Annotated in this window: 18 protein-coding genes; 7 read left to right on the top strand and 11 right to left on the bottom strand. The window is 44.3% G+C overall.

Features of this window, described 5'->3' with window-relative positions; translation table 11 throughout:
- Positions 1-11 precede the first annotated feature (11 nt).
- Positions 12-1,586, bottom strand: a complete 1,575-nt coding sequence (gene gshA, locus I6E86_RS02275) for a glutamate--cysteine ligase (RefSeq protein ID WP_197174876.1) — start codon at positions 1,584-1,586, stop codon at positions 12-14.
- Positions 1,587-1,947: 361 nt separating this feature from the next.
- Complete coding sequence (erpA, locus tag I6E86_RS02270; protein ID WP_227669969.1) at positions 1,948-2,328, bottom strand: iron-sulfur cluster insertion protein ErpA; 381 nt, start codon at positions 2,326-2,328, stop codon at positions 1,948-1,950.
- Between the two features lie 470 nt (positions 2,329-2,798).
- On the opposite strand from erpA, the gene I6E86_RS02265 reads away from it, so the two are divergent.
- A complete protein-coding gene (locus I6E86_RS02265; RefSeq protein ID WP_197174875.1) occupies positions 2,799-4,832 on the top strand; it encodes an ABC-F family ATP-binding cassette domain-containing protein in 2,034 nt (677 codons plus the stop codon).
- A 74-nt stretch (positions 4,833-4,906) separates the two neighbouring features.
- On the opposite strand, the gene I6E86_RS02260 is transcribed toward I6E86_RS02265, so the two are convergent.
- On the bottom strand, positions 4,907-5,269 hold the full coding sequence (locus tag I6E86_RS02260; protein WP_194363360.1) for a septal ring lytic transglycosylase RlpA family protein: 363 nt from the start codon (positions 5,267-5,269) through the stop codon (positions 4,907-4,909).
- A gap of 875 nt (positions 5,270-6,144) precedes the next feature.
- Between I6E86_RS02260 and I6E86_RS02255 the strand changes: the two genes are divergently transcribed.
- The 4 genes from I6E86_RS02255 to I6E86_RS02240 all read left to right on the top strand — a co-directional run bounded on the left by I6E86_RS02255 (position 6,145) and on the right by I6E86_RS02240 (position 8,495).
- Complete coding sequence (locus I6E86_RS02255; protein ID WP_197174874.1) at positions 6,145-6,444, top strand: Bor family protein; 300 nt, start codon at positions 6,145-6,147, stop codon at positions 6,442-6,444.
- Positions 6,445-6,456: 12 nt separating this feature from the next.
- Positions 6,457-6,750, top strand: coding sequence for a Bor family protein (locus I6E86_RS02250; RefSeq protein WP_194363362.1), 294 nt, complete (start codon positions 6,457-6,459; stop codon positions 6,748-6,750).
- 322 nt (positions 6,751-7,072) lie between these two features.
- On the top strand, positions 7,073-8,071 hold the full coding sequence (locus I6E86_RS02245) for a DnaJ C-terminal domain-containing protein (RefSeq protein WP_197174873.1): 999 nt from the start codon (positions 7,073-7,075) through the stop codon (positions 8,069-8,071).
- Positions 8,072-8,171: 100 nt separating this feature from the next.
- Positions 8,172-8,495, top strand: coding sequence for a chaperone modulator CbpM (locus I6E86_RS02240; protein WP_197174872.1), 324 nt, complete (start codon positions 8,172-8,174; stop codon positions 8,493-8,495).
- A 136-nt stretch (positions 8,496-8,631) separates the two neighbouring features.
- Here I6E86_RS02240 and sstT read toward each other — a convergent pair whose 3' ends face one another.
- From sstT to I6E86_RS02220, 4 genes are all read right to left on the bottom strand, one after another.
- Positions 8,632-9,834 (bottom strand): serine/threonine transporter SstT, encoded by a 1,203-nt coding sequence (sstT, locus tag I6E86_RS02235; RefSeq protein WP_197174871.1) that lies wholly within the window; start codon positions 9,832-9,834, stop codon positions 8,632-8,634.
- 283 nt (positions 9,835-10,117) lie between these two features.
- Positions 10,118-10,618: a DNA polymerase III subunit chi gene (locus I6E86_RS02230; RefSeq protein ID WP_197174870.1), complete on the bottom strand. Its 501-nt coding sequence runs from the start codon at positions 10,616-10,618 to the stop codon at positions 10,118-10,120.
- Between the two features lie 7 nt (positions 10,619-10,625).
- Complete coding sequence (locus tag I6E86_RS02225) at positions 10,626-12,287, bottom strand: leucyl aminopeptidase (protein ID WP_197174869.1); 1,662 nt, start codon at positions 12,285-12,287, stop codon at positions 10,626-10,628.
- A 256-nt stretch (positions 12,288-12,543) separates the two neighbouring features.
- A complete protein-coding gene (locus I6E86_RS02220) occupies positions 12,544-13,161 on the bottom strand; it encodes a cysteine hydrolase family protein (RefSeq protein WP_197174868.1) in 618 nt (205 codons plus the stop codon).
- Positions 13,162-13,750: 589 nt separating this feature from the next.
- On the opposite strand from I6E86_RS02220, the gene I6E86_RS02215 reads away from it, so the two are divergent.
- Together I6E86_RS02215 and lptG are read left to right on the top strand one after the other, a co-directional pair.
- Positions 13,751-15,058, top strand: a complete 1,308-nt coding sequence (locus tag I6E86_RS02215; RefSeq protein ID WP_197174867.1) for an LPS export ABC transporter permease LptF — start codon at positions 13,751-13,753, stop codon at positions 15,056-15,058.
- Positions 15,058-16,266 carry an LPS export ABC transporter permease LptG gene (lptG, locus tag I6E86_RS02210; protein WP_197174866.1) on the top strand — a complete coding sequence of 403 codons (1,209 nt, stop codon included), beginning with the start codon at positions 15,058-15,060 and terminating at the stop codon, positions 16,264-16,266. Before I6E86_RS02215 ends, lptG begins: the two co-directional genes overlap by 1 nt.
- Positions 16,267-16,352: 86 nt before the next feature.
- Here the strand turns inward: lptG and I6E86_RS02205 are convergent, their stop codons facing one another.
- From I6E86_RS02205 to xerD, 4 genes are all read right to left on the bottom strand, one after another.
- Positions 16,353-16,961 (bottom strand): class I SAM-dependent methyltransferase, encoded by a 609-nt coding sequence (locus I6E86_RS02205; protein ID WP_197174865.1) that lies wholly within the window; start codon positions 16,959-16,961, stop codon positions 16,353-16,355.
- Between the two features lie 59 nt (positions 16,962-17,020).
- On the bottom strand, positions 17,021-17,461 hold the full coding sequence (locus tag I6E86_RS02200; RefSeq protein ID WP_197174864.1) for an MgtC/SapB family protein: 441 nt from the start codon (positions 17,459-17,461) through the stop codon (positions 17,021-17,023).
- A gap of 149 nt (positions 17,462-17,610) precedes the next feature.
- Positions 17,611-17,949 carry a DUF3817 domain-containing protein gene (locus tag I6E86_RS02195; RefSeq protein ID WP_197174863.1) on the bottom strand — a complete coding sequence of 113 codons (339 nt, stop codon included), beginning with the start codon at positions 17,947-17,949 and terminating at the stop codon, positions 17,611-17,613.
- A gap of 38 nt (positions 17,950-17,987) precedes the next feature.
- A complete protein-coding gene (gene xerD, locus I6E86_RS02190) occupies positions 17,988-18,926 on the bottom strand; it encodes a site-specific tyrosine recombinase XerD (protein WP_197174862.1) in 939 nt (312 codons plus the stop codon).
- Positions 18,927-18,949 lie beyond the last annotated feature (23 nt).

Raw genomic sequence — 18,949 nt, 5'->3', positions numbered from 1 at the left:
GTAACAGAGGATTAGCGATATTGCTGCAAAAAGTCCATAAAGTCATCTGTCTCAGACTTTTCAATATCAGCTTGCTGGAGAATGGATTTTTCTGCCAATACCTCATACTTCGCTTGGGTGTTTGGACTGAGCGTTTGCTGCAATAGTGACTCACGATGCTGCTGGGCCAACGTAAAGCCAAGCTGCCATAAGCTGCCTAAGCGTTTGCTGTCAGAGTTGACCTGTGCAGAGATGGTCGACTCAGAATGCCCTGCTTTGCCTTGCATTAGCGCCACTGCTGCACGGTAATCGTTACCACCGTAGTGCGCATCTAACAATGCGGCAAGCGGTTGCATGCGCTCTAAATGCATGAGCATCCAGCTCTCAAGCGATTGCTCTTCACCGTTATTGATAATATGTAGATTGTCGCGACGACCTTCATTGACCACGCGCTCAAGATTGATGGCTAGGGCGTCTTCTTCATCAGGAAGTAAGTCAGGAGACTCATTGAATAAGCAATATAGTGCCATGACTTCTAAGAAACAGGCACTAGAGAGACGAATACCGACATCACTATACGGATCGAGATCGATAGCACGGAATTCCACATAAGCAATACCGCGGCGCTCAAGTGCTTCGGTTGGCGTCTCACCGCTCATGGCAATTTGTTTTGGTCGGATAGGGCTGTAGTATTCGTTTTCTATTTGCAGAATATGATTATTGATCTGAATCGGATTGCCATCTGCATCTTCTAGGCCAAGCTTGGCAAAGCTTTCATGTGGTGTCTGAATCGCACGGCGCAGACCTGCGACATATTCTGGTAAATAGTTATAACGAATATCAAGTTGCTCTTGCACGCTATTGGTGTAGCCCAGTTTACCCATACGTAGACTGGTGGCAGTAGGCTTATAATAGGTCGAATTATTTAGCAGCTCTAAGTCATGCTCACGGCCTGCTAAGAAACAAGGACAGACGCTTGGACTGGCACCTAATAGATATAGGACTAGGCTGGTCAAACGCTTAAAGTTGCGAATAAGACCTAGGTATTTCTCGTTTTTGAACTCTACTAGCGTCTGGCTTTGTGCCGTTGGCGTTTTGGCTTGCCACGTTTCAAACAGCTCATCACCGAATGATAAGTTGTAATGAAGACCTGCAATGGTCTGCATGCGGCGACCATAACGAATACCCAAACCACTACGATAGAGCGTTTTTAGCTTACCAGTGTTAGAGCTGCCATAATCAGCCAATGGAATATCTGCATCATCAGAAGACAACATACAGGGCATCGATAGTGGCCACATCAGCTCACCTTCAGGCATGCCCTGATATACCAATACATGCAGTTGGCGCAGCATATTTAGCGTCTCTTTTGGTGAGGCTTTGGGTTCAGTGATAAGCTCAAGCAAGCTCTCTGAGTAATCTGTAGTGATAAAAGGATGGGTAAGTTTTGACCCCAGTTTGGCAGGATGCGGCGTTTGTGCTAGGTAGCCATCTGGCTTCACACGCAGCCCTTCTTTTTCGATACCGCGGAGCATACCCGTCAAATGCTGGCTGTCAAACCAATTGGGAATCTCAAAATCAACAAAGCTACTCGCAAAATTACTCATAATCGTCGTCTATGGTCATTTATTATGGCGGATCGAAACACGCAATGTGTTGGTCCATAAAATAGGTAAATATTAGGTCAATAATTCCGTCAGTTTAGCTCAAAGCCGTGTCGAAAACCACGGACGCTTACAAATACGATAAGCTTTAGAAGAGCTGACTTGCTCGAGTTTTGACACGTATTTTTTAGTAAGCTGACTGGCAGTAAGATGTCGATACTGGTAAAGAATATCGACAAAAAAAGCACCTACCCCAGAGATAGATGCTTTGATTGTGATGCCGTTAGGCTGTCTAAAACAATATCAGCGATCACCGTAGCATCTCAAATATAAGGCATTTAAATCAGATTACATTTAAAGCATATTATATAGAAAACGATGAGCCACAGCCGCAAGTGGTTGTCGCGTTTGGATTGGTCACGACAAACCGTGCGCCTTCTAAACCTTCAGTATAGTCAACCGTAGAGCCTTGCAAATACTGATAGCTCAGTGAATCAACGACCAACGTTACATCATCGTTGTCAAAGTTGGCATCATCTTCATTCAGCTCATTGGCAAAATTAAACCCATAAGAGAATCCTGAGCAGCCACCGCCAGTCACATAGACGCGCAGCATGAGGTCGCTATCCCCTTCTTCTTCACGCAGACGGCGCACTTTTTGTGCCGCACTGTCTGTGAGACTCAATATTGTTGGATCTACTGGCTGACTTGAGCTTGGACTAAATTGGTTGGCTGATTCGTTCATATCTACCTCAGTTGCTAGGATCAAATGCGGTCGTCGTCCTGTTTGGGTTTGCCATTAAATAGTGGCAAATAAAGATACGTACGGCGTTTGACTAAATTGGGTGCTGTTATCATGGCCGCGCTACATACTATAGCTATCAAATAAAGGTATGTAAGCCACTTATATTTTAGCAGTATATCATAATGGGGATATTGATTCGTTTGTCAAGAGTGACGCGACTAACTGAATTTTACCTGCCAAAAATATCGTCATAATAGCCTCATGATACCGAGTATTCATGAGCCTATTAGCTTTGTATAATATCCAAGGTTTTACGATAACCGTGGCCTAAATAATTGCTTAGTTTTGAAATAGTTATTTAATCGTTTGCCTATAGGCCAAGCGTTTGAAATAATAGCCGCCAGATAGCATACCCCATGTGTGTTTTTTATTGCCTTATATTTATATTATTGTTGAGATGAAGAAATTATATGATCGAATTTAAAGACGTTGGTGTTCGCCGTGATGGTCGTGAATTGTTTGCAGGTGCAAGCTTCCAGCTCCATCCAGGCCACAAAGTTGGCTTGACGGGCAACAACGGCACGGGCAAATCTACCTTATTTGCTTTGTTATTGACGCAAATGGGTAAAGGCGACACTGATGTCACGCTTGATAGAGGCGAGGTCAGTATCCCTGATAGCTGGCATGTGGCGCACATGGCACAGGAAGTGGGTGCCACAACGCAGTCTGCGGTTGACTATGTATTGAGCGGTGATGAGCAGTGGTATGAGATTAACGCCGCCCTCAATGATTTGAGTAGCGTGAGTGACGAGCAGATTGGGGTATTGCATCAGCAGTTTGACGAGATCGATGGTTATCGTACCCCGACTAAAGCCGCACAAATTATGGCAGGTCTTGGTTTTAATACTAGCCAGCATGAACTGCCAGTAGAAGGGTTCTCAGGTGGTTGGCGCATGCGTCTGAACCTTGCTAAGACCTTGATGAGCCGTGCTGATCTGATGCTACTCGATGAGCCAACCAACCATTTGGACTTAGATGCTATCTTGTGGCTTGAGACGTGGATCAATGCCTATACGGGTCTGGTCATCGTCATCTCGCATGATCAAGCGTTTTTGGATGCAACCGTCGGTCATATCCTGCATGTAGAACAGCAAAAAATCACCCTTTATACGGGTAACTATCAGCAGTTCATTCGCACGCGTCATGAGCGTATGGCACAGCAGCAGCAAGCGTTTGAAAAGCAAGAAGCGACTAAGGCCCATTTGGATGACTTTATTCGTCGTTTCCGTGCTAAAGCCAGTAAGGCCAAGCAAGCACAGAGCCGTATTAAGCAGCTAGAGCGCATGGCAGAGTTGTCACCGATGATGGCAGACAACCCGTTCTCGTTCCAGTTCTATGACCCAGCAAACATGAGCTCACCACTGATTGAGCTGACCAATGCAGATATTGGTTATAGTGAGACACCGCTTCTACACAATGCTAATGTACAGGTGACACCTGATACCCGTCTTGGTCTGCTTGGTATGAACGGCGCTGGTAAATCAACACTAATTAAGGCGTTAGTCGGTGAGCTTGGGGTATTAACAGGGAAGTATCGTGTTTCGGATACACTGAAGTTAGGTTATTTTAATCAGCATCAAATGGATATCCTAGATGCTAAAGCTACACCCATAGAGATGCTGCGTCGTCTGGCAGGTAAAACCTCTGATGCGATGCTACGTTCGTTTTTGGGCAGTTTTGACTTTCGCGGTGAGCGCATCGATACCCCAAGTGAGCTATTCTCTGGTGGTGAGCGTGCGCGTCTGACGCTAGCATTGATCGTTTGGCAACGTCCAAACGTCCTTGTGCTGGATGAGCCAACCAACCATTTAGATTTACAAATGCGTCAAGCGTTGACTATTGCCTTGCAAGGTTTCCAAGGGGCAGTGGTACTGGTCTCGCATGATCGTGAACTGATTGCCAACGTCTGTGATGAGCTGTATCTGGTGCATGACGGTATCATAGAAGAGTTCGATGGTGATATCAGCGACTACGGTAAGTGGTTGGCAGAAAAGCGTAAGCAAGAAAACTCTCAGGATAAAGGCAACAATAAAAAGAAAAACAAAAAGGCCAATAAGAAGTTTGTTTCACGTGAAACAGGTGATGATAAATTTGCTGCATCAAACAATAACGAGCAATCAAAAGCATCACCACAAAAAACATCTGCTCAGCCTGCGCTTAGTAAAGATGCACAGCGTAAACTGGCTGCTGAACAACGCAAGTTGACTGCTCCTATCCGCCGTGAGATTGAAGAGACCGAAAAGCTATTGGCTAAGATTGATGGACAGCTTGTCACATTAGAAGAAAAGCTTGCTGATACAACATTGTATGAAGAGAGCCGTAAGTCTGACCTAATGGTACTACTCAATGAGCAGACCGCGCTACAGCAGCAGCATAGCCACAATGAAGAGACGCTATTGCTATCGATGACGACATTAGAAGAGATGGAAGCCAAGTTTGCATAAAGCATTTTAAATAATTGGTACTTATATAGCAGATATAAAAAAGGGATGGCGTAAGCCATCCCTTTTTTATTACATCATTCCTTACGATATTTCCCATCACCGTACGACAGTATTTTCATCGTGGTCGTACAAAGCTGACAGTTTATTTCACCAGCAGCGGCTTTCGATAAATCAAGGATACGGCCGCCAATGAAAGGGCCTCTATCGGTGATTTTTACGACTACGCTCTGCTTTGTCTTTTGATTGGTCACTTGTACCTTTGTGCCGAACGGTAACGTGCGATGTGCAGCGGTTAAGGAGTTCATATTAAAGATACTGCCACTAGCGGTACGCTTACCGTGAAACTTACTACCGTAGTAGCTGGTATTGGCAGCGAAAACCGTGGTGCTAAGTAATAGTGATAATGCGACAACCAAAGACTTGATTAAATAAGACATTTAATACCTTTAAGCAATTAATAAAATAGACAGATACTCTTGCCTACGTTATCTATACTCCCTATGAGTATGAATAATAGGGAGATTCTACAAGCATGAGCTTGTCATATTATTACTGCTCTGTAAAAAACTCATGAGGTCAAATACCTGTTTTTTAAGAGAAAAAACATACTTTTGAAAAAAATTAATGGTGGTATAAGCGTAAGAATCAGTCTTATAGAGATTGATTCTTATATAGAAGCCGACAAAATATTGGAAAGCAAGTCATACTATATAGATAGGTAATATATAAAGACTAGCGCTATCGATATAGCATACTTAGTGTTATATGAGAATCATCACAAGTACCTAAATTCGTGTAAACGAACATTGCTATATTGTTACTATTTCGTACAATACGCAAGGTTAAACATTATTCTGGAATATCTATTGCGTATACTCCTCATAATTTCAACCATACTGCCTAATAACTTATTTTCTATCGTTCTTTAAAGAAGTTTTACGTTGAAAATCGGATTTGGTTCAGTTGTCGCAGCAATAATTGCGTTTGGTGAAGCGAATGCTGCTTCTGTTTATAAATTTAAGACAATAGAGATGGGCCATATCATCTGACGGTTTTGCCTTAAGGTTACCACAGCAACAATGCTAGCCATACCCTCTTGTCTATGGGATTATAAAATGGTAAAGACCTACTTCTTTGATTTTATCAAATGAAAGAAGTAGGTTTTATTTGCTGTGATTGAGCCTACCCTGTTCATAGATGTCAAAGTTACCGATGTAAAAGGTCACGTAAAATTAGCTTACAAATTTGTTGCATTGAAGATAGTTTGTCAGTATCATCCGCACCAAACAAATATCAGTTATTGAGACCGTATATGAATAAAATAGTTGCTGTAGCACTGCTCGCTATTCTGACTTCAGGATGTGCGACCCAAAATTATCTTGTGTCATCCTCAGAAGCACCAAACGCTGTAGTAAAACCATCTGCTGAAAAAATGCAGACGTTTTTTGTAAGTGGCCTTGGTCAAGAGCAAGAAATTGATGCTGCCAAAGTCTGTCAAGGCCAACAAAATGTGGCCAGTATCCAGACAAAGGCAAATTTTATCAACGTTGTACTAGGTGTTGTCTCTAATGGTATCTATACCCCTCGTCAAATCAGTGTTTACTGCAAGTAAGGAAAGATAATAATGAAAAAACTACTAATAACTGCAGTGATGGGTTCGGTATTGTTGGCATCAGGTTGTGCTACCCAAACTGGCCTGATTCAACCAACCCAAAAGACTGTCCCAGAATATACTAAGTCACAGACTTTCTTTATTAGTGGCATTGGGCAAGAGCAGACTGTCAATGCTGCTGAGGTATGTGGCGGTGCTCAGAACGTTGCCAAAGTACAAACGGTACAAGAAGCTAAAGACATCGCGCTAGGTTTGGTAACTTTTGGTATTTATACACCTCGTACTGCTAAAGTGTTCTGCCGATAAGATTACTTATTATTGCATTGCTAATATTGCTTACTAATTAACCAGCCATTAAGTGATGTATTATTAAGCCTTTGATAAAAAGAGCAAACAGCGACTGTTTGCTCTTTTTTTTATGTCCAAATAGTCAAATCATTGCTTAAAGTAAGCTAACATTTACTTAATAACCGTCAATATGAATGATGCTAGAACCAAAGTAGAGTATGCTTATATACATACAACGAGTTATTTTCATAATGGGCGGGTAGTACCTGAATGCTGATTAGGTTTGAGTGCTTTCTATTGTGTACATAATATAAGAGCTGAGATGGTAAGGAAAAATAACATGGCAGAGAAAAACTACTATGACATTTTAGGGGTCGAAAAAGACGCCTCAGACGCTGATATCAAAAAGAAATACCGTAAGCTCGTTCGTCAATATCATCCCGATGTCAGCGATCATCCGGACGCGGATAACAAGATTGCGGAGATCAATAACGCTTACGAAACCATCAGAGATAAAGACAAGCGTGCCGAATACGATGCCATGCTAAACAACCCATTTGCGGGACAAAGTAGCGCAAGCGGGTTTGGTGGACAGTCAACGACAGGTCAAGGCGGCTTCCGTTGGGAGGACGTAAAAGATCAGTTCGGTGATGGTGAAGCTTATGGCGATGGTGGCTTTCGCTTCGATGATATTTTTTCAGCATTTGGTCATGGCGCACGTGGTTCAACGAATGGGCAGGCGGGTAGCCAATCACAACGTGGTGGTTTTGGTGCACAAGATACTAAAGGGCAAGACCAGCATGCCGAGATTACCGTTGATTTATCTTCAGTCTATAACGGTGATGACTATAGTATTAAGCTAAATGTCCCAGTAAGGCAGCCAAATGGCACTGTCGATTACGACAACAAGACCCTCAAAATAAAAATCCCGAAAGGCATTACGGATGGCAAGCAAATCCGCTTAGCAGGGCAAGGTGCTGCTGGTAGCAGTAACGGCAAAAATGGTGATTTATTTTTGAAGGTTAAAATTCGCCACGATAGCAATATTCGGATAGAAGGTGCAGATGTCTATCAGACCGTTAATATCGCACCGTGGGAGGCGGCATTGGGTGAAAAAATCAATGTCAGTACGCCAGCAGGTACGCTGGGTGTGAGTATTCCTAAGAATAGCAAGTCTGGTAGCAATTTACGTTTAAAGGCTAAAGGTATCCCTGCCAAGCAAGCAGGTGACTTGTACTTAACCTTAAATATTGTCAATCCAGATATCAGTAGTGATGCGGCGATGCAGGCGTATGAGCAGCTAAAGCAAGCCTTTGCTGACACCAGTATCAACCGCTAAATAACATTATGGTTAACCGTTAGGTATCACTGTAGTGAGAAAAAAATCGCAGAGATGAACACGATACCGATGATATAAAGATAAAACGAGGATAATAGCTATGAAGCACTCGACTGAATTTACCGACATTATCATGAGCTTAGATGAACTGGTCTCTGCCTGTGGCCAAGAGCGCCAATGGGTCATCGAGTTAATCGAAGAAAGTATTATTGAGTATGACGTACCAGAGCATGAAAAATTCACTGGTTACCAGCTGACGACCGTGCGCCGTGCGTCGCGACTCAGTCGCGATTTTGAAGCCAGCGTGCCAGCGATTGGTTTAATTCTTGAACTGCTAGATGAGGTTGAGCAACTGCGACAACTCAAGCGTCAGATAGAGCTGCAAACCCCAGCCATAGAAGTTGATATCGACAATTCAAAGTAGTTAAAAATAGTTAGATGATCAATAAGACCGCATAAAAAGGGCCCATTTGAACCGACCCCCATAAGTTGCGTCCAACTTATGGGGGTCGGTTCAAATGGGCCCTTTTTTGTATTGATAGAAAATGCTTTATTAAAAATTAACGTGAGTAAGTAGGGTCAGCTGCTGCCGTAAATAGTACGTCAGTTGAAGAGTTCAAGGCCGTCTCAGCTGAATCTTGAATCACCCCAATGATGAAGCCAATCGCAACCACTTGCATCGCGATATCATTTGGAATGCTAAACAAGCTTGCGGCAAGTGGAATCAATAGCAAGGAACCACCAGCGACACCAGAAGCACCGCAAGCACTAACCGTAGCGACTATGCTTAACAACAGTGCTGATGCAAAGGTGACTTCGATACCCAAGGTATGAGCCGCGGCAAGCGTCAAGACGTTAATGGTGATCGCCGCACCCGCCATGTTGATGGTCGCACCCAGTGGAATGGTCACAGAATACGTGTCTTCATGCAGTCCAAGCTTGCGGGCAAGGTTCATGTTGACAGGAATGTTGGCTGCTGAACTGCGCGTAAAGAACGCTGTGATTCCTGACTCACGTAGGCAAGTGAACACGAGTGGGTACGGGTTTTTGCCTGTTTTGATCAGGACGATAAGCGGATTTGCGACCAACGCGATGAACAGCATACAGCTGACCAGCACCATTAAGATACGCGCATAACCTGCCAAAGACGCAAAACCGGTCTCAGCCACGGTACTAGCGACTAGACCCAAGATACCAAATGGGGCTAACGCAATAATCCACTTGACGACCTGTGAGATCGCATCCGCAAAATCACCAACGACTGTGCGAGCGGTGTCGCTGGCTTGGCGCAAGGCAAAACCAATAATGATGGCCCATGCCAAGATGCCAATATAGTTGGCTTCAGCGATGGCATTGATCGGATTGGCCACTAGATTCATTAATAAGTTGGTCAATACTTCTTTTAAATCAGCAGGTGGCACTTGCGCGATATCGGCGTTTATCAATACTAAGTCGGTCGGGAATAAAAAGCTGGCACCCACCGCTGTTAGCGCTGCCAAAAACGTGCCGAACATGTACATGATCAGTACCGGCTTCACATAGACTTCATTGCCACTACGATGCTGGCTAATCGCTGCCATGACCAAAATAAATACTAAGATAGGCGCGACTGCTTTTAGGGCACCGACGAATAGTGTACCAAGTAAACCGATGGAAGTACCGACACTCGGTGCGAGCCAACCAATCAACACTCCCAATACCAAACCGATAATAATGAGCGGAACCAACCCGATACGTTGGTACATCGCAATCAATGAACGCATTTGTACATCCTCGACGTCTGTCAAAAGTAAATGAATTGTTTGAATGAAAAATTATCGAAGGATGGTAGCATTTTTTGACATATTCGCATACCGCTCATAGTAGTGGCTGCTATGCGCAAAGTGGGAAATAATAGGAGAATATAGCGAGTACGATAAAGGATGCCACAAGGATGAGCTAAGGATAGCCAATAAAAATGCCTCATCAATGAGGCATTAAAAACAGTGATATATAAAGTGAGAAGTATATTTCATAGTAATAAGAACAGAAAGCGACAGGGTAGAGCTACACCTTAAAGTGGGTCAGCTCATAGCCTAATTGCTGATAAGCCTTGTATTTATCACGGCCTGCTTGGGTACTTGTGGTATCAGGTTTGATTAACTCAAGGACTCGAGAAGGTTTGGCATTATTGGTAACTGCCATAAAGTCATTTACAGGGCGCGTCGTTGTATTGAGTACAATACCAGCAAAATCTGTTGGCATATGATTACCGAGCAATACGGGTGCTAGTGATTGATTAAAAACATTAGCATCAGCACTGTCTGTGTCGATGATTTTCGCCTCAGTACTTTTACCGTTAGTATCAGAGAGACATTGATGCGGTATAAAGCTCGTCGCCTCTTGTGCCCAAAGCGCTGTGTCTAGATTTGCTAACAATGTCTCATCTTCGACAAGGATCAGCAAAGACTGAGTGCTTTTATTCAGCGCCGTCTGGGTCAACTGACAAATAAAGCCCAAGAAGTCTTGGGCCTTATTCTCACTTAATACATAAAAGCTAATCTTCATAGAACGCTTATATTCTGTCTGCGCTGTTTTTTAGATATTGCATAAACAATGGTACAGGACGACCAGTTGCTGCTTTGTCTTTGCCTGAATTCCAAGCCGTACCTGCGATGTCTAAATGCGCCCATGCTTGACCTTCTTCGACGAAGCGCGACAAGAAACAAGCGGCTGTCACGGCACCAGCACCTTTACCACCGATGTTTTGCATATCAGCGATGGGTGAGTCGATCTGTGCTTGATACTCATCATCAAGCGGCATATGCCAAATGAGATCCCCTGATAGGTTGCTGGCATTTTCTAAATCGAACAAGACATCTTCATCATTACTGAAGACCGCTGAACGAACGTGACCCAAAGCTACCACACAAGCACCAGTCAAGGTCGCCACATCGATGATGGTTTTTGGATTGTAGCGCTGTACGTAGCATAAGGTGTCTGCTAACACTAAGCGACCTTCAGCATCAGTGTTCAAAATCTCAACTGATTTACCGTTCATCGCTTTGACAATATCGCCTGGACGCGTAGCATCACCTGATGGCATGTTTTCAGCACAGGCAAGCGCGCCAACGACGTTGATTGGTAGACGAGCTTCACATAAGGCTTTGATCGTACCGAGTACAGAGGCTGAACCACCCATATCGAATTTCATCTCATCCATTGCCGCACCTGGCTTGATTGAGATACCGCCTGAATCAAAGGTGACGCCTTTACCGACTAAGACGATAGGCGCATCATCAGTAGTGGTTTGCGCGTTGTCGTCGCTGTTTTTATCTGCTTTCTTAGCAGATTTTTTGGTTGGTAGCTTATCGGCTAGGGCTTTTAGTCCGCTTGTGACTTTTGCACTGTTGGTCGTCGTTTGCTCGGTAGTACCAGCATCTGCGCTGAATGATGATTTGCCGCGATACTCCATCAGTACCAATTTGCCTTCTTTGGTAGAGCCTTGTGCCACTGCTAAGAAGCAATGCATACCGAGCGCTGACATCTCATCTTCGCCTAGTACTTTCACGGTCAATAGGTCAGGGTAGGTTTTCGCAAGCTCTTGTGCTTGTTCTGCCATATATGCAGGGAAGCAGATGTTGCCTGGCTCATTGGCCACATCACGGGTGAGGCTCTGACCGGCAAATACTGATTTGGCAAAGGTAAGCGCAGGCTGTAGCGTCTCATCAGCCAATAGATAAACATCAGTCAATACAGGCGTTGCTTGTTCAGACTTATACTTATCAAAACGATAGCTGGCGGCCAACAGATTTAGCGCAAATTGACCAAAATGATTTTCTTCTAAGGCATCGCCTAGTGCGACCGTGATAGAGGCCACGCGTTTTTGCGTACTGTTATAAATGGTATTGGCGATTTTCTGTAGTACGGTATTGCTGAACTTGTCAGTATTGCCCACACCAACCAATAACAGCTGTACAGGGTTTTGCTTAGTGGTTTTTTTGTCACCTGCCAATGCATAATCCGCAACAGTCTCACCCAGTGAGCCTTTGAAGTGTGACACTTCAATCAGCTGCTCAATACGGGCAGTATAATCAGTCAGTGCTGACTCAGCTAAGATGTTTTTCTTACTGTCGATTAAAACAACCAAGCAAGCGCTGTCTTTACTGTTGGCTTCTTTTTTTAGAATTTTTTGGGTATGTGTCTTTGGTAGATGCTGAGATAATTTGATATTCATACAGTTATCCTTATTAGAGTTATGATGATTATAACGTTCGTGTATTGCTTATGATTATTAGAGTATTTAGTCTATTGAGCAATCACGATAGTGTAGCATATTGCAATATCGCTATGCAGTTAGCAAGGATTAAGTAAAAAGGTCGAGCGAGGTTACCGCGTCCATTTACCTAAGCCTTTGATGGTGATATCAGAGACTTATTCAAGTGCATAGTCTACGTGGACAAAGACTAAATCGGCTCTCTTAACCACTCTACTTAGCCATTGACCAGATCATCAGTGGTCATTAAAGCGGCAAATCTATCTTGTAATGCAGCCATCGCGGTATTATGCATCACCTCAGCGCTTATCGTTTCTTTTTTGGCACTAGGCAAGTCACGTGTGGCACAGGCATCATGGCACACAAAGCTGTCGAAGCCTAAATCAAATGCCGCGCGGACGCTTGAGCTAACACACATATGACTCATAAAACCCGCAAAGATAATTTGCTGCTTTGATGCTGCTGAAAGCATTTCTTGCAGTTTAGTATCATGGAAGGCGTTGGGATATTTTTTGGCAATCACCATCTCACCATCATGTGGCTGTAGCGTCTCGACAATTTCAACCTTAGATGATAAAGGATCGAATACATTGCCGTTTTCTGCGCCATGATGCGTAATGTGAAAAATCGGAATGTCTTGCTGACGGGCTTTATCAAGTAACAGGCGTGCACTTGAGATGGCTATGGCACCTGCTTGTCCTAATGGCATCGCACCGTCGACGTATTCGTTTTGATAATCAATCAAGACAAGCGCAGCGTTTGACCAGTCGAGTGTGTCGAAAGCGCCACCCGCGAGTTCGAGTAAGGTAGCAGGATTGGTTGTGGTTTTATTCATTAGTATTATTCTCCGTTGATGACTTATTCTGTTATTTGCTTATTCCATCAAGTCGTGTTTATCGTTAAGCTATAGGCTCCGTTATATAGCATACAGAACCGAGCCTCATTTGCTTTAGCAGCACTTAGTCTAGCAATTTATCTTAGAGAGTGACGCTTGATGATACGAATGACAAACAAAGCTTTCTAAAATAAATAAAGCAAGAATCTAATGAAATAAACAGTGATAATCTAGTTACTTGAGAATATGCTGCTCTTTCATTCAATATTTGATATATTCTCCGCTCGCTGACGATAATGCGCTGTCAGCAAGGAGTACGTAATGTTTTCAAACACATTTCACCGTCATTTTTGAGCAAAACATGCTAGCATTGACGGTTATGTCTGTCGTTTGTGCTTGTGGGGTCTGATCAGTTAATTATTTGACGAGGCTTGTCTTTATACAACTACTCGACTGAACCAATATCATACCTATGATGCGTTATCATTTTGCCCAAATTTCATGATCAACGTATCAAGAGCTGTGCGCCTACCAACGTCTCACGCATACCCACTGTTTAAGAGTACCCATTGTGATATTACGCCGCTATATGACCCAACAAGTTGCTTCAACCACTGCCCTAGTACTGGGGTTTTTGGTGGTGATGATGCTGGGTGGTCGTTTGATACGTTATTTTGGCATTGCCGCTGAAGGGCGTTTGGATGTCAGTTTGCTCTTTACGATTATCGGGTACAACCTGCCGTACTTTCTAGAGTTGATACTGCCTTTGGCCTTTTTTATCGCGCTGATGTTGGTGTTCGGTCGCTTGTATGTCGATCAGGAAATGGCCGTTATCAATGCCAGTGGCGTCTCGCGTGGTAAGCTTGCACGGTTGATGACACCGTTGATATTGGCATTATTTGCGGGCGAGGCAGCACTGTCTGTCGTGGGCAAACCTTGGGGAGTACGCTCGTCTGAGGCCGTCTGGCAACAGCAGGCATTAACCAGTGCGTTTGATTTGATTCGTCCCAATGAATTTATCAGTAGTGGCAATTATCATTTGTATGTAGGCAGTCTAAGCGACGATAAGAAAAAACTACAAGATGTGATATTGATCCAGTCTGAACCTGAAAAAAAGGGCAGTGCTGACAAAAATATTGCGGCAAATACTGCATCTTCTGATGCTAGTAATTCATTAGACCAAGACACCGCTGAGCAAATGGGTATCTCGGATCTGCCAAAAGACATCGTAAACAGTGGCGCAAAAAACATCAGCAAGGATACGATTACGCTTGCCAAGCGTGCTGAACAAGTCGACACGGGCAATACAGGCGTGACCCAGTTGGATTTATTTCAAGGTCGCCGTTACGAAGTCGGTGCAGGCAGCTTGAAATACAACCAAGTCACCTTCGATCGTTATCGCATCACGTTGACGGAATCCTCCAAAGAAGTCATCACCGAAGACAATATTGAAACCCAAAAAATTGGACCTCTATGGCAAGCAGCAACGAGCGGATCACAAACTAGCACCAATAGTGCATTGCGTGCTGCTCAAGGTGAACTCGGTTATCGTCTCGCACTACCGTGGCTGATGATTATCGCGCCTATGTTGGCAGTGCCGCTCGCACAAGTACGCCCTCGCCAAGGTCGCTGGCTGCGCCTATTCCCCTCTATTCTATTGTTTGTCAGTTGTGCACTGGGTATCATCTCGCTGAAAAATGCCGTGAGTAAAGACAGTGTCAGCGTATGGGCATATGCATGGTTGATTATAGGATTTATGGTATTGGCACTCTATATGAATTGGGGTAGCCGTGTGCAGCATCGACTTCGTTTTCGCAAACCAGAAAACAGGCTCGGCAATGCCTCAAGCAATGGCATAGACAATCAAAACAGTGGCTCACAAGGAGGGCAGATCTAATGCGCTCTTTATTTGCTAAATCTGTAGACTCTGATCAGCTGGCCAAAAAGGCCGGTAGCCTAAAAGTGCTCAGTCGTTACGTTAAGCTCAATGCTCTGCTCGCTATCATCGGTGCCGTCGTTGGATTGTGGGCGCTACAGTTGGTCTTTTCTTACTTATCAGAGCTCGATTCGTTAGATGACAACTACACCATGGGTGAGGCGCTCAAGTATATCTTTTATCGCTCACCGTACTTTTTAGAGCAGTTTATTCCAACGGGTGCATTACTTGGTGCTGTTATTGGATTGGGACTACTCGCCAATAAAAGTGAGCTGGTGGTGATGCGCGCGGCTGGAGTCAGTATTTATCGCATCGTCGGCTGGGTATTGCAGCCCGCTTTGATTTTTGTGTTATTGGCACTGGCTATCAATCAGTTTGTGTTACCGTATTCAAACCAGTTGGCAAAGCAGATCAATGAGGAAGACAATATCTCGCTCGTTACTTCGGTACGCGGCTACTGGACGATACAGCCAAGATTTGAGAGTGCAAAAGATGGTAGCGCCACCCCTGATGGTAGTGATATTTTGTATATCGATTATGCAGATGTTAAAGGCAACATCGGTGAGGTCAAACGCTGGCATTTGGACAACGATGGCAATTTGCAAACGGCTGTCCATGCTGAAGGTGGGAAATATACGGGCCGTGCTCCTATCGATACGGGCAGTGAAAAGCCAAGCGAGCAGTATCGCTATGAGTGGCAACTGAATGATATGGTCAAGCTCTCTATCAACCAAGGCTTTGAGAGTAGCCAAGCAGTAGCGCCATCAGACACCATAAGCTTGCCGTTCGCCCCAGAGTCAGTATACTTACTCACGCGTAAGGCAGAGGATTTATCATTGACGCAGCTGTATGAGCATCGTACGTTTATGCGGCAACAGGGCAATCGCTCGTTAGAACACGAAGTCGCGTTTTGGCAAAAGCTGCTATCGCCTTTGTCGATATTATCATTGGTAATCGTTGCTTGCTCGTTTGTCTTTGGCTCACTACGGACGCACAGCTTAGGCTTACGCATCGTCGTGGCATTACTGTTTGGATTGCTATTCAGCTATATTCAGGATTTGGTTGGTTTTGTATCGCTGGCGACAGGTTTTTCGCCTATGCTGATGGTGCTATTACCGATTATCGGCAGTGCGCTATTGGGCGGATATTTAATAAAACGGCAGATGTAGCCAGATATCATTTGCCATAAAGAAGCCCGCTAAAACATAGTGTTTTAGCGGGCTTCTTATTTGTATCTTATTTTTGGCGTTTGGTATTAGTCTTTGGTCGCCATAGTAATGGTATAGGTTTTACCTTGTTTGACTTTGTCGCTATTGCCAAATACTTCGGTAAATGAGCGCTTCACAAACTGACGTAAGCCATTGATGGTCACTACATAAAAACGGCCGCCTTTACGCATGCGTGCATAAGCATCGAGGAAATATAGATAATGCTGCTCTTTACCTACTTTGGCAGGCAAGTTCGACATCACGAGGCTAAAGTCTTTGTCTTTTGCCACATGATTAAAGCCGTTTGATAAATGCACATCGACATTTTTCAGACCGTTTTTCTCACAGTTACGGCGCGCATATTCTACTGCCATAAAGTCTTTATCGATCAAAGTGTGCAGACCATTTGGACATTCACGTGCTGCTGTCATACCAAGTACGCCGTAACCACAACCTAAATCTATCGAGTCATCGTCAGCTTCAAAGTCAATATAATCAAGCAGCATCAAGCTACCATCATCAAGCTTCTGCGGTGAAAAAATACCCCACGTGGTCGCAAAATCAAATGGTTTGCCAAGTACCTCTTGGCGAAAGTTAATGTCTTCTCGCCAGTGTTGGGCGTTCTTTAATAGGTCAGCAGGTGGTCTATGGCTCATGGGGTTCTCAATTGATAAGTATGGTGAGTATTGTAGCGACAACGGAATAAAATTTCAGCTTACTTTTTGGTTTGCTTCTCTGTTTTAAATGGATCAGAGAACTGCAATATCAAAAAACTAACAATAGATAAAATAATAGCGATTTCGTAGCGGTTATAAGCGACGGAGATGCCGATAGCACCTGTATTCCATAAACTTGCTGCTGTCGCTGTTCCTTTTACGCTGCCGCCACTTTTGAAAATAGCGCCGCCACCGATAAAGCCCATACCCGTAATAATACCGTACATGATACGTGCTTCGGCATCACCATCTGGATAAATATCTCGGCCCACCAACATAAAAGCACAGGAGGCAATAGTTACTAATGGAAAGGTTCTGAGTCCTGCACCACTTTCTTTCATTTCTCGATTGAGGGCAATGGGTAACGACAGTATAAAGGCAATACACAACTGAAAAAAATGATAGCCCATTAACTGTAAGTCGATATCAAACCCAAACATAGCTCACCCCGCTATTAAAAAGCCAGTAGTCAATAATTCATGATACAGGGTTGCGGATCATTTAAAAGACATCGATTTTATTTTAATGATTTCTGCTATATCGTCATCACTACAGGGTTACAGATTTGCGTTATCGAGATTTTTTGAAACTACTTTCCCAAACGCTTCTTTAATAAATGATCAAAGATAAACGGCCCAAAGGGTAAAAACGAGCCAAGCACACCAGCAGGCAGAGCCCATAGCGGCATTTTTATTTTACTCGCCGTGATGATCAGCACCATGATATAAGCAATGAATAGTATTCCGTGCACTGGTCCGACATAGCTCACTGCTTCAGGCATGCCCAGCATATATTTTAGTGGCATCGCGATACCCAGCAGCAATAAAAAAGAAGTGCCTTCTAAGTATCCCATGATGGTCAGTTTTTTGAGGGCGAAATTTTGCTTTTCGGTTAGGGCAGGCAGGAGAGATGGTTGAGCTTGCAACACAGTTTAGTCCTCTAACGGTCATCAATAAAAATTAAATCCTAACCTCGCGGATGATGCTCGGCATGCAATTTCTGCAATCTGGCAGTCGCCACGTGAGTATAGATTTGCGTGGTGGACAAATCACTGTGCCCTAGCAGTAACTGCACGCTGCGCAAGTCTGCACCATGATTCAGCAAATGGGTAGCAAAGGCGTGGCGCAGCGTATGCGGTGACAGCTCTTTGTCGATACTCGCGACTTTGGCGTACTTTTTGAGTAAATACCAAAAGTTCTGCCGCGTCATGTAGCCACCTTGCGCTGTCAGAAACACCGCTTGGCAATTTCCTGACTTCAAATGTGCAATTAAATCACTACGAGCATGCGTTAGATAATCTTCTAGCGCATCATTGGCATATTCGCCCAATGGCACCAGTCGCGTTTTATTGCCTTTGCCTGTGATTTGTAGCCAGCCAGCGTTTAGATTCACTTGTTCTAATGAGAGGTTAATCAACTCGCTCACTCGCAACCCGCAGGCATATAGAACCTCTAGCATGGCTTTATCACGGAGTCCTAGCGCAGTGCTGGTATCAGGCGAGGCAAGTAGATTATCGACATCCGCCTCGGCCAAATCTTTTGGTAGTGGACGTCCCAGCTTTGGGCTTTTGATACGCTCGCACGGATTGTCTTCACGCAGATTACTGGCAATCATCCACAGATAAAATTGGCGCAAGCTTGAGAGCATGCGTGCTTGGGTACGTGGGGTTTTGCCCTCTTGAGTTAGGGTTGATAAGCAGTGCAGCACGTCATCAGGCTGCCAGCGTGTCAGGGCAATAGGATTGGTCAGCTCGCAAGAGCGCAGGTCGCGGACATACGCATTACGAGTACGAGTCGCTAGACCACGTGCCAGCATGGCTTGCCGAAACTCAGTCATATAACTGGGTTCGTCATCTACTGCCAGCGCCTTAGGTTGGCGCTGTTGCACGGCACGATCACGGCTCATAATTCAATACTCGATAGCTGAAT

Origin of the sequence: Psychrobacter sp. SWN149 (assembly GCF_015864565.1) — a bacterium.
GTDB lineage: Bacteria > Pseudomonadota > Gammaproteobacteria > Pseudomonadales > Moraxellaceae > Psychrobacter.
Note: the sequence above shows the minus strand (reverse complement) of the source record. Positions and strands in the feature narration are given on the sequence as shown.